General features: G+C 61.8%; 10 protein-coding genes. 5 read left to right on the plus strand and 5 right to left on the minus strand.

The annotated features are described in order from the left end of the window. Positions 1–24: 24 nt before the first annotated feature. The 5 genes from SLQ33_RS07230 to SLQ33_RS07250 form a co-directional block, all read right to left on the minus strand. On the minus strand, positions 25–840 hold the full coding sequence (locus SLQ33_RS07230) for an SDR family oxidoreductase (protein ID WP_319453115.1): 816 nt from the start codon (positions 838–840) through the stop codon (positions 25–27). A 37-nt stretch (positions 841–877) separates the two neighbouring features. Beyond that, positions 878–1,681: an enoyl-CoA hydratase/isomerase family protein gene (locus tag SLQ33_RS07235; RefSeq protein ID WP_319453116.1), complete on the minus strand. Its 804-nt coding sequence runs from the start codon at positions 1,679–1,681 to the stop codon at positions 878–880. A 775-nt stretch (positions 1,682–2,456) separates the two neighbouring features. Then, complete coding sequence (locus SLQ33_RS07240) at positions 2,457–3,230, minus strand: enoyl-CoA hydratase/isomerase family protein (protein ID WP_319453117.1); 774 nt, start codon at positions 3,228–3,230, stop codon at positions 2,457–2,459. 34 nt (positions 3,231–3,264) lie between these two features. Beyond that, complete coding sequence (locus SLQ33_RS07245) at positions 3,265–4,410, minus strand: ABC transporter substrate-binding protein (RefSeq protein WP_319453118.1); 1,146 nt, start codon at positions 4,408–4,410, stop codon at positions 3,265–3,267. A 175-nt stretch (positions 4,411–4,585) separates the two neighbouring features. Continuing rightward, a complete protein-coding gene (locus SLQ33_RS07250; protein WP_319453119.1) occupies positions 4,586–4,711 on the minus strand; it encodes a hypothetical protein in 126 nt (41 codons plus the stop codon). A gap of 209 nt (positions 4,712–4,920) precedes the next feature. Between SLQ33_RS07250 and SLQ33_RS07255 the strand changes: the two genes are divergently transcribed. The 5 genes from SLQ33_RS07255 to SLQ33_RS07275 all read left to right on the plus strand — a co-directional run bounded on the left by SLQ33_RS07255 (position 4,921) and on the right by SLQ33_RS07275 (position 11,457). Further along, entirely contained in the window at positions 4,921–5,313 is a 393-nt protein-coding gene (locus SLQ33_RS07255; protein ID WP_319453120.1) for a hypothetical protein, read from the plus strand. Between the two features lie 341 nt (positions 5,314–5,654). Beyond that, entirely contained in the window at positions 5,655–6,437 is a 783-nt protein-coding gene (locus tag SLQ33_RS07260) for a FadR/GntR family transcriptional regulator (protein WP_319453121.1), read from the plus strand. A 707-nt stretch (positions 6,438–7,144) separates the two neighbouring features. Further along, positions 7,145–7,342, plus strand: a complete 198-nt coding sequence (locus SLQ33_RS07265) for a ferredoxin (RefSeq protein WP_319453122.1) — start codon at positions 7,145–7,147, stop codon at positions 7,340–7,342. A 142-nt stretch (positions 7,343–7,484) separates the two neighbouring features. Next, positions 7,485–9,890 (plus strand): CoA transferase, encoded by a 2,406-nt coding sequence (locus tag SLQ33_RS07270; protein ID WP_319453123.1) that lies wholly within the window; start codon positions 7,485–7,487, stop codon positions 9,888–9,890. Between the two features lie 433 nt (positions 9,891–10,323). Further along, complete coding sequence (locus tag SLQ33_RS07275; protein ID WP_319453124.1) at positions 10,324–11,457, plus strand: nitronate monooxygenase family protein; 1,134 nt, start codon at positions 10,324–10,326, stop codon at positions 11,455–11,457.

The raw sequence follows: 11,457 nt of genomic DNA on the forward strand, positions 1-11,457 counted from the left end.
GGCCGCAGTCCGGCCAACGGGAGCTTACTGCGGAAACTGTTCGTCGATCGGAACGAACTCAGGCATCGTAAGTCCGCGGCGCAACCAGTTCGCGCCGTCAATCACCAAAGTGTGACCAGTGAGGTAAGCCGCGAACGGCGAGCAGAGATAGGTTGCAGCCCAGCCGAGTTCGTGGGGCTCTCCAACCCGGCCAGCGGGAATCCGGGCACCGTCTGCTTCGGGATTCTGGCATTCAAGCAAGACGGGAGGCAGGTCCTCATGCGGAAAGAGGCCGGGAGCAAGACAGTTCACACGGATGCCCTTTGGCGCCCACTCGACCGCCAAGGATTGGGTGAGGTTGGTCACGCCCGCCTTCGCGGCGGCGGAGTGGGCTGTACCGGGACCACCGGTCCACGAATAGGTTGCCCCGATGTTGAGGATAGCTCCAGGTGCACCACTTGCGATCGCGCGGCGTGCGAACTCGGTGCTGCAGAGGAACGTTCCATTTAGCACGATATCAACCACGCTGCGCCAGGCGTTGGCCGATAGCTTCACGGCCTGGGATGGGAAGTTTCCGGCGGCGTTGTTGACGAGGACATCGACGTGACCCAACTGCTGCTCGATCTGATCGAACGTCGCTGCGACCGTAACCTCGTCGCGCACATCGAGTGCGATGCCGATGGCTTTGGCGCCCAAGGCCTCTATTGCCCGGATACCGCTATCACGATGTTCGGATCCGCGGCTGGCGATGGCGACTGTCGCCCCTAACCGGGCAAACTCAACGGCCATAGCCCTGCCTAGTCCCGTGCCACCGCCGGTGACGACGACAACCTGGCCGGCGTAGGTGTCCGGCGGCAGCATTGTGGTGCCTAGCCGAGGCGGCGCTGGTAGCGGCATGTCAGAGCCCTGGATTCTCAGATCGGTTGTTACCAGTCGAATTTCTGCCCCGCCGTCGCGGAGCTTCCTTCGCGGCCAGATACTCCTGCGAGCTGAACAACGCGGTCTGTGCGAGCAACTCCTGGCCAATGCCGTTGCGGATATCGCCTGCGGTCGACTGGTTGACCAGCAGCTTTGCCATTGAGATTGCCAGCCTCGGCTGTGCTGCCAGGTGACGGCACAGCGCCATCGCACGGTCGTAGAGTGCTTCGGTTGGCACGATCTCTTCGGCCAGACCCCATGCGTATGCAGTGCGGGCATCGATGCGGGCGCCGCTGAGTACCAAGTATTTTGCGCGCGCCGGCCCCACGAGGGCCGGCAACATCTGTGTTCCTCCCGTATCAGGGACTAGTCCCAGGCCGACCTCGGGCAGGCCGAATAATGCATCCTCTGCGATGATGCGGATGTCGGCTGACAACGCGATCTCGAAGCCGCCGCCGAGAGCTGCGCCCTGGACGGCCGCAACGACAGGCTTCGTTGAGTCGAGTATTTCCAGTCGGATTCGTTGGTGCTTCATGACGAAGGCGAAGTCGTCCTCGCCTACTGTCCGCTGACCCAGCTCGGCTGTGTCCCGCCCTGAACAAAACGATCGGCCCTCGCCGCGTATGAGCACGCACGCCACGGACGGATCGCCGAGGCAGTTGCGCAACGCGGTACAAAACTTCTCGAAGAGGGCATCAGTTATGGCGTTGTGACGGTGTGGTCGGTTGAACGACACGACGCCGACACCGTTCACTGTCTCGGTGTTCAGGTCGGGGGAGATCACACATACTCCTTTGTCCGCGGGTCGCACAATCCGCCGGTAGTTCTGGTGCTCGATCGAAACCCTCTGTGTAACAGCCGGTTTGTGTTCGCTTGGCAAAGCGGCGGGCACTGTCTTCGACCGTGAATCCCATGGCACGGTGGATCTGGATGGCTATGGTCTGCAACGCCGGATTCGGTGTCCGTTGTCGAGACTGACATTGGCACCGCTGACCGGAATCGCGCACCATATCGGTGATCTGGCGACCAAGCCTTCGGAGATTCGAATGCAGTCTGGCAAGTCGTTTGGCGCCCAGCTCCGGACGTCACGTTGGAAGAACCTGTCCTCGTCTGCGAAGGACAGGGTTCACATTGTCTCCTCGATGTCGCGTTGCTTAAATATCCAGTTTATCTAGAGAAACAATGTCGATGCAAGCGGGTTTGCATGTGACCCGCGAGTCTGCGCTTGAGCCTAGAGTCCATGGTTCACGCATCGCCTCCGTGGCCATCGCATTGCGGGATTCACCCAGACGCTCTGTGCGAATCAATGTGTGATCGGCTGACTGATCTTCGGCATAGAGGCCCGAGAGTTGGGGCGACGCCCAGTATCCGCATACGGTTTGGTGCTACGCAATCTGTGGCTGCACGGTAGGAAGTCGACTTGTCGCGCTGAGACTTCGGCGAGGTGGCCGGCGCCTCGCCTTATCTCTTTGCCTTGAGTTCGACGAGCCGCGGCCAGCAGCTATTCTCGCGCCCCTGTCGTTCCCGTACGGTGGCGTGGCATCAACCGTCGTCCACGTTCAGCGCACGCGAGGAGGCCGCTTGTTGGTGCGGGGGTCGCTTTTGGCGCCGGCATTGCCCAAGTGTGTATAAGACATGCCATGGCGTTGAGCAATGCTCGGCGGCAGGTCGCGTGCTTCCCACAACGCACGTACCGTGCCCTGGATTGCCTCAGGTCGACGGGTTGCGATGTCTGCTGCCAATTCGGCTACGCGAGAGCGTAATTGGTCATCAGGCACGATTTCGGTGACGAGCCCGAGACGCAGGGCGGTTTGGGAGCCGATTCGTTCCTCGCTTCCGAGCAATGCCCATCGCATCACGTCGCCGAAGGGGACCCCGCGGGCAAGCATACCCATCGGCTCGAGCGCGGATACGATCCCCGCGTTCGCATGTGGGTCGAAGAAAACGGTCGATTCTGAGCAGATCGCAAAGTCTGACTCGTTGACGAAATACATTCCCCCACCGGCCACCATGCCGTGCAACGCGGCGATCACCGGCTTCCACACCTGATGCGCCTTGGGGCCCAGCAGCACGCCAGGATCCTCTTGATTGAAGATCGGCTCATGCCCCCACCATTTGCCCTCCGCGACGTCGATGCCGGTACAGAACGCCCGCTCGCCGTTGGCTTGGATGACTGCTACATGAATTCTCTCGTCCTCGCGAATCCGGCGCCACGCAACGGCCACTTCGTCGGCCATACGCTTGTTGAACGAATTCAGCTTCTCGGGCCGATTGAGCGTGAGCGTCGCGACATGGTCTGCAACCTGGAAATCGATGGTGTCGAACTCTGTCATGGCGGTTATGTACTCCTTAGGCCCTTGGACCGCGTCAGCGAGCGACCACCGGCACTGTGCCGGTAAGACCGTACACGGCGTTGGTCACGTTCCTAAGGAGCAGGAAGTCTGGGCCCTTGTACCCACGATGATCTTCTGGCCCAAAGGTAATGGTCGTGCCAGGCCCACCTGACGCGGCCGGAAGCCTGCGCACAGTCTCCAGGGAATCGCGTAGCCCGGCAGGGCTTATTACCCGCATCCTCCCAAGCGCGATGCCGAATGAATGGCCGACGTCCCACGCACAGGTCGCAGCGGAGTTGACCGGCCGATAACCAAAACGCTGATCAAAGCGATCTAGTAGTTGCTGGAAGACGGAATTGCCCTCATGAACTTGGTCGACGCCTGTCCACCCTTCCCAGTAGCCGCGAAAGGTTTCCGTGTATGAGGCTTGGACGAATGCGGTGCACGCTATTCGGGGGGGTGACCACTCAAGTCGACTGAAGGCTCGGGGCAGTTTGGATGTTGCCTCGGCCGCGCCGAGCGTGAAATAGACGACCCCATCTGCGCCGGACTCTTTGGCCAGCTGTACTGCTGCGTCGGTCTCTGCCTGCGTTGGCATCGGGGAAAGCGGTATCTGTGCAGTAATCTGCAGGTGCTCGAAAGCCGCGCTGCGCAGGAAGTACGCGAGATACTCTGCCCCGATCTGGGATGGCGAGTCGTAGAGGACCGCGACCCGGGAATGGCCTTCGTTGGCCAACCACGCTGCCATGACGGCAGGTTCGTCCGCCATTCCTCCGTTGGACAAGTTGAACGCGGCATGTCCGACATAGATCTGGCTGCCACACAACGTCATCGTTGGGACGCCACGGCGCAGCACTTCGGAGAGCACAGCTAGCGAGTTGTCGGTGGTCATAGGACCGGCCACGCCTAGCACGTCCTGGTCGACCAGATCGTTCCACGCCCTCACCATGTACTGCCCAGATCGCCATGGCTGACCGAGCTCTTCGCTGATCACCAGATCGACTGGCCGGTCGATGATCCCTACAGCAGTGCAGTGTTCGAACGCGAGTCGCAACCCGTCGACCCACACATCGGCCAACCCGGCATAGCCGGGCAGATCGCTCAGGACTCCAATTCGAAATGGTTCCTTGGTGTAGTCGATGTCGCTAGCTAGCGGGTGGCGACCAATCGGCCTGTCCATAGCGGCTCCCTTCGACCATGACCATGCGACATCTGACCCTACGGCCCGCCGCCACCAAGGCGGCAAGCTCAGGCATTTCTACGTCTAGATATTCTTAATCCACCGACCGCGCCCCTTGTCAAGGGCCGTCACTCGCTGGCTCGACCTAATGTTGCTGGCACAGTAGGTTTCCGTTTCAGCCGATGCGCTCTGGGGCGGACGAGACCTCCCGACGCCGACCGCCCGCCCTTGCGGCGAACCAAGAGATCGCGATCGCGCTTCCCGCCGGCGTGCTGTCGGGCGTGGCCGCGGACTCGATCACCGAAAATACCTCCCGCGACCGACGCACCGGCACTGTGATTACGATATATTATCTAGATAGTAACCCTCGATCGTCGGAGAACTCAACCGTGCAACCGGTAGGTGTCGCGCTGTTTCGGTTTTGGGTCATTGGCACCCTCCCCAAATATCAAGTCCAGGCGCTCTCAACGGCATATCGGTGAACCGGCACAACGAGAAAGGGACCGTCGCGTGGACATCGGCAATATCTCGGGATCGAGTAGCGCGCTGAACTACGCCGAGGAGGTCGCGCTGGCGTGGGCATTGGCCGCCGCTGCCGCGGTGTACTTGCGCCCGGACGCGCGTGCCTGGCTATGCGCGAAAATCGGTGCTGGCGAACATGTAGACGCGATCAAAGATGTGATCGGCCTCCTTGCGGATAGCGAAGCAGAACTACCGTCCGAACTAGCAAGCCCGCTACAGGCGTGGATTCGCGGCTATGTGGGAAGTGACATCGAGCCGGAGCTACGGAGTCTCACCAGCCGGATCCGGTTTGCGATCACGACCCAGGGGACAGGTTGTCCCGTGGCCGATCGTCATCGGCTCATTGCGAAGCGCTCTGAACATGCAGCACGGCGAAGATGAGCTGGCTTGCCGGCCGAAACCTCGGATCTGTCTTCCTCTCCTGTGGCTGATAGCCGCTACCAGACCTCAGGCGTTCGCCGCGCGGTCACCGGCGCCCGCGACGAAGCTGCCACGATGATCACATCGGACGGAATTCGGTGTACCACAGCGGTATCGACGATGCCCAGGGGCCGCAGTTTGTGCGGCTTGACCCCATGGAGTCCGCCAATGACGATGTCGCTCGTACCGCTCGGCGATCCCATCGGCGACCTGTGTCGCACGAACCGACTCGTCGGCTGTCCTGGTGTAGGATTTAGATTCACTAGAAGTAGCGATAATGTATCGAGCTGGAAGGGCCGCGCGTGAGCGACAGAGAGCCGTTCGTTCTTGGCGATTCGCGCGATCGTGTACGTCCGCTAAAGATGTCGGACCAGGTTGCTGCCCAGATCCGGCGCATGATTGCGCGGGGAGAGCTGGTCGACGGTGACTGGTTGCCGACCGAAGCGGAACTCATTGGCCGTTACGGAGTGTCCCGGCCCACTCTTCGAGAGGCATTTCGGCTGCTGGAGGGTGATTCACTGGTCACCATCCGGCGAGGCCCCCCTGGAGGGGCCCGTGTCACGGTTCCAGGGCCTGATGCAGTCGCGGATCTTTTCGGGATGATCCTGATGCTGTCCGGCACCACCATCGCCGATGTGTGGGACGCCCGTCTCACCATCGAGCCGCCCGCTGTTCGCCGGCTTGCTGAATCGGCGACAAAGGATGCACTCAAGCGGCTCGATGCCGAATTGGAGGCGGTGCGAGCGGCAATCGATGAGCCGGGCGAATTCGGTCGGGCGGGCGTGCGGTTCCACGTCAAACTCGTCGAACTATCGGGAAACCATACCCTCACGGCGACTATCGGCATGTTGTCGGAAATCATCGAGCGTGAGCTTGCCAAGTCGCTCGACAAAATCGGACCAGACAGTGATGAGATTCGGCGCGCGGACCGCCGGGCACTGCGCGGCTATGAGAAGACCACCGAGTTGATCCATACGGGCGACGGTGAGGCCGCCGAGCGAGTGTGGCGCGATCACATGAAGAGCGCGCGCCGGTATCTCGCCAAAACACAGAACCAAGATCGTCTCATCGATCTGCTGTACTGAACCTACGGGCGTCGATGGACCGGCCCCCGGACAGTGATTTGGCTGTTGACGTCCCGTCCGCCATTTTGACATCCGGCCGGTGTGATCCTCACAGGCTGACTGGCCCCTTGCCTGCACCTCTGAACGTTGACACCGATGTGCGAGGCCGCGCCACCTTTGCGCGATGATTGTCTGGCCCAAGATTGGACCGAACGAGACTTGATCGCGTTGTCAGATCAGGACCGCGCGATGGACGGTAGCGAGCTGACGCAAAAAGGCTAGATAATGTAGATAATCTATTCTCTTGGTTGACACCCGCGTGCCGCACGGCCTACATTCGTATCAGGAAATTCAGACGGCGAAGACGGATACACCGCGATGTGCAGGACTGTCACTGAGCCTGGCCGTCATTCTCGCTTGGAATGCATGACCGGCCTGTTCGAAACCACTGTCAACGCGCCACTTCAACGACGCGCACTGCGCGGCAACAGGTCGCCCACGATGCGTCGGACTGAGGCGCTTGGGTCATTGATGTCGCAGGACGGGGCATCGACCAACGCTTCCGGAAACATTCGGATGGTGCAAAACCACTGCGCAGCTTGCCATTTACACCGAAGCGAGCCTGCAGCGACGCCGGCCGGGCGGACTACGCCAAGGGCCGAGTGGCCCCTGCTGCTCACTCGGCATCGGTGACGGATGCTCGAGGCCAAAAAGGGAAGGACGATGTAGTGAAGGTCAGCGTGGATTCGGGGCGCTGCGAGGCACACGGAATGTGTGAAGCAACGGCTCCGCAGATCTTCACCCTCGACGAGGGGGGCTATAGCTCGATCGGTAGCGAAAAGCCGGTGCCATCGGGGCAAGAGGACGTTGTCCGCATGGGAGCCGACTCCTGTCCAGCAGCCGCCCTGGTCATCAGCGATGACTAGACGTTTCGGCATGCACCGAAGATTGACCAGTGTTGCTAGATCCATTGGCCGCGTGGATCCCTGAGCCGCGACCAATCGTCGAAACCTCCACAAATCACTGGTGTCCTCTGATTTAGCGGGACTCCCAAGGGAAAGGGCGGCAATGAAGCCTGTCGACGCACTTCCACTCAACGGCGTACGCGTCGTCGATTTCTGCGATGGGCCTGCAGCCTTCGCCGGCCGCTTCCTGGCGGACCTCGGAGCCGACGTCATCCTGGTTGAGCCTCCCGATGGTGCGGCGTCTCGACGGGAGCTGCCACAGCATCACGGGCATAGCATTCGCTTTGCAACTGCACATGCCAACAAGCGCGGCGTCGTGATCGACCCGTGCAGCGCAGAGGGGCCCGAAGCCCTGCTCGAAATGACCGACAGCGCAGACATTTGCTTGGAATCGCATCCTGCAGGGCGGCTCGCCCAACTGGGTCTCGGGCACCAGGTGATGCGCGAACGCAATCCCAGGCTGGTCGTGGTATCAATCACCGACTTCGGGCAGACAGGGCCCTACCGCGACTACAAGTCCAGCGAGGCGGTGTTGATCGCGATGTCCTCGCTTCTGACGCGATCCGGGGCCCCCGGACGCGAGCCGCTGGTTCCGCCGGGCGAATTGGCCACCCAAACCGCCGCCGTTGACGCTGCCTACGCCGCGATGCTGGCGTACTTCAGAGCGCTGCGAGGTGGACGGGGCGATTTTCTCGATGTCTCGCTGTTCGACCTCGTGGTCCAAGCCCTCGACCCCGGATTCGGGATGGCGGGCACGGCGACGATGGGTCAACCGCTGTACAACATGGCACCCGGTCGACCCGACGTGCGCATGATGTATCCGATCGTGCCGTGCGCCGACGGCCACGTCAGGATGTTCATCGGCTCAGCGAAACAATGGCGCGCCTTCTTCGCTTGGGCGGGGGAGCCTGAGGAACTGTCCAATCCTGCCTTCGAGCAGATTGTTTCACGTTTCATGAACTGGGCCACAATTCGACCCGTCATTGTGGAGTTCTTCGCCGACAAGACACGTGACGAAATCGTCTCCAGGGCCTCGGCACTGGGCATCGCAGTCGCACCGCTCAACTCTGCAGAAGAGATCCTTCGCAGCGATCACGTGGCCGAACGCGGATCGTTCCTCCAGGATGAAGTGGCGCCCGGGTTGCGCGCCGCGATCCCAAGCGGCTACCTGGAATTCGACGCTGCGCGAGCGGGCTTTCGACACCGCGCACCAGAACTCGGCGAACATGTCGGTGAGCTATTCGAGGCGCGCACGCCGTTCTCCGAATCAGCGCCCTCAGACGTTGCCCCGCGACCGTTGACGGGTGTGCGAGTGCTGGACCTCGGTGTAATAGTGGTTGGCGCCGAAACCGGACGCCAGCTCGCCGACCAGGGCGCCGATGTGATCAAAGTCGAGAACCCCGCCTTTCTCGACGGCGCGCGCCAGGCAGACGCTCCGGACAAAGTGAGTTATGGGTTCGCCCTGGGAAATCGGGGGAAGCGCAGCCTCGGGCTCAATCTACGCAGTCACCAGGGTAAACAGCTGTTTCGCAGGTTCGTGGCCGCCTCCGACATCGTGTTGACGAACTTCAAACCCGGCACACTAGAGTCACTCGGCCTGGGCTACGAAGAACTGCGCGCCATCAACCCCCGCATCATCCTCGTCGAAAGCAGCGCGTTGGGCGACACTGGACCGTGGGCTAAACGCATGGGCTACGGACCGCTGGTCCGCGCGACGGTGGGACTGACAACGCTATGGCGTCATCCGGATGCGCCCGAAGGATTCGGTGACGACCAAACCGTCTACCCGGACCATGCCGGAAGCAAAGTGGGCGCTGCCGGCGTGGTGGCTGCGCTGATCGAACGCGAACATACAGGTACGGGGCGGCGAATCCGCATCGCCCAGATGGAAACGGTGTTCTGCCAGCTGGCCACCGAATACGTCCGTGAATCACTTTCGCCCGGAACGCTGGTCGCCAGGGGCAACAGCGGCGAGTTCGACGCTCCAGCAGGTCTTTACCAGTGCGCTGGCGAGGACGCCTACTGCGCAGTGACCGTCGGCGGCGACGAGGACTTCGCCAACTTAGCCACAGCCATTGGCCGACCGGATCTGGTTGCCAAGCCGGAGTATGCGACCGCGGAGAATCGCGTCGCGCGCCGGGAAGAGCTCGACGCGCTTCTGCAGCAATGGATTGCGCCGCTCGATCCGCGCGAAGCACAGCGGCACTTGCAGGCAGCAGGAGTGGCGGCTGGTGCAGCGGCGCATGTCAAAGATCTCTTGGACGATCCCCACCTCGAGGCCCGTCGGCAGTTGGGCGCTCAGCCGCAGCCTGGCTACTCCGCTCCGCTGGAGGCCCTAATGGGGCCAGCTCTCTTCGAAGTCATACCGGAACCACAACTGCGGCCGGCACCGGCGATGGCGGCAGACACCCGCGACATCTGTCGGGACATACTCGGCATGTCTGAAGCCGAGATCGATGAGATGGCAGCCGCCGGCGAGATCGAGATTCGCAACCGCGACGAACGGTAGCCACCAAGGGTGCTGCGACCGCCAGGGTGCGGAATCGTTCTCGACGTCGCTGCGGCGACCTCGCCGGTGGCTGCTCTTGATGACCACCCGTGCGATCAGCTGCCGCGTCGGTGTCCGTGGACGCCGCGGAGAATCGGCGGCGGCGCGAACCGGCGGGGCAGTCAGACCAGCGTCATCCCGGCACCCGCGAGCCCGACGTGCTCGTCGGAGGTGGCTGGCGCCGATGTGGCCACGTCAGGGAGCCTTCAGCGTGGCTCGAAGCATATCGACGCGTTCGGGTCAATCGACCTGCCGCTATTTAATACATATAATATAGAGCAATAACCGGCTTGGCTCTTGCCAAGGTTTCAGATCGGCACCTAGCATTCAGTTCGATGCAGCGGACGACACTTGTTTGCACATCGGCAAAAACCAAAGGAGCAACGCGATTTCGATGAAGAACCTGCTATGCGAGATGTTCGACGTGGAATTTCCGCTCTTTGCGTTCAGTCATTGCCGTGATGTGGTGGTCGCCGTGTCGCGAGCCGGCGGCTTCGGTGTTCTCGGCGCATCGTCGCACACCCCTGAAGAGCTCGAGCAAGAGCTGACGTGGATCGACGACCACATCGGTGGAAAGCCATACGGTGTGGACATCCTCTGCCCAGAAACGTTCGTCGGTAAGGGGTTGAATCTGTCGGCCGCCGACATCGAGGCGATGGTCCCCGAGGATCATCGACGCTACGTCGAGGAGGTGCTTTCCCAGCACGGCATCGCGCTGAGCGACATCGGATCTCACCCGTTCACCATGCCCGCGGAGTCGATCGATTCCGTGGGTGAAGAACTGCTTGATGTCTCATTCCGGCATCCCGTGAAGCTGATAGCGAATGCACTGGGTGTACCCCCGCCAAACATGATCGACCGGGCCAAGGCTGAAGGCGTCCCCGTCGCCGCACTCGTTGGCGCCCGTGAACACGCGATCAAGCAAGTCCACGCCGGAGTCGATCTGCTCGTGGTGCAAGGCACCGAGGCGGGCGGACACTGCGGCGACGTAACAACCATGGTGTTGGTGCCCGAGGTCGTGGAAGCCATCAAGCCCATCCGGTCGGTTCCGGTGTTGGCGGCCGGCGGCATCGTGACCGGTGGGCAGATCGCTGCGGCGATCGCCCTGGGCGCGGCCGGGGTGTGGACAGGCTCCGTTTGGCTGACTACCGAAGAGGCAGAAACCGCGCCGTACACGGTGAAAAAGATGCTAAAGGCGACATCTCGCGACACGGTGCGCTCAAAAGGCCGGACGGGCAAGTTTTCTCGCCAGCTCCGCTCTGCGTGGACCGACGCGTGGACACCCGAGGCCAACGGGCCCGCTCCGTTGCCACTGCCCCTGCAGTTTGTCATCGCAGAGACCGTTCTTCGTCGTGTCGATGTATTGGCGGAGAACGGCCAGCCCGGGGCTCAACAGCTTGCCACCTACTTCGTCGGTCAGGGTGTGGGTCTGATGAACAAGGTGCGCCCGGCGCGCGAGGTAGTAGCTGAAATGATGCAGGACTACGTGGAGGCGGTGGCACGGTTGACCGCGTCGGTGGCGGATTAA

The sequence above is a fragment of the Mycobacterium sp. RTGN6 genome (assembly GCF_033804605.1).
In the GTDB taxonomy this organism is placed as follows: domain Bacteria; phylum Actinomycetota; class Actinomycetes; order Mycobacteriales; family Mycobacteriaceae; genus Mycobacterium.

Bases quoted from the DNA above. Each gene is read 5' to 3' on its own strand.
- SLQ33_RS07245 (WP_319453118.1), bottom strand. From the start codon at position 4,410: ATGGACAGGCCGATTGGTCGCCACCCGCTAGCTAGCGACATCGACTAC.
- SLQ33_RS07230 (WP_319453115.1), bottom strand. From the start codon at position 840: ATGCTGCCGCCGGACACCTACGCCGGCCAGGTTGTCGTCGTCACCGGC.
- SLQ33_RS07240 (WP_319453117.1), bottom strand. From the start codon at position 3,230: ATGACAGAGTTCGACACCATCGATTTCCAGGTTGCAGACCATGTCGCG.
- SLQ33_RS07275 (WP_319453124.1), top strand. From the start codon at position 10,324: ATGAAGAACCTGCTATGCGAGATGTTCGACGTGGAATTTCCGCTCTTT.
- SLQ33_RS07270 (WP_319453123.1), top strand. From the start codon at position 7,485: ATGAAGCCTGTCGACGCACTTCCACTCAACGGCGTACGCGTCGTCGAT.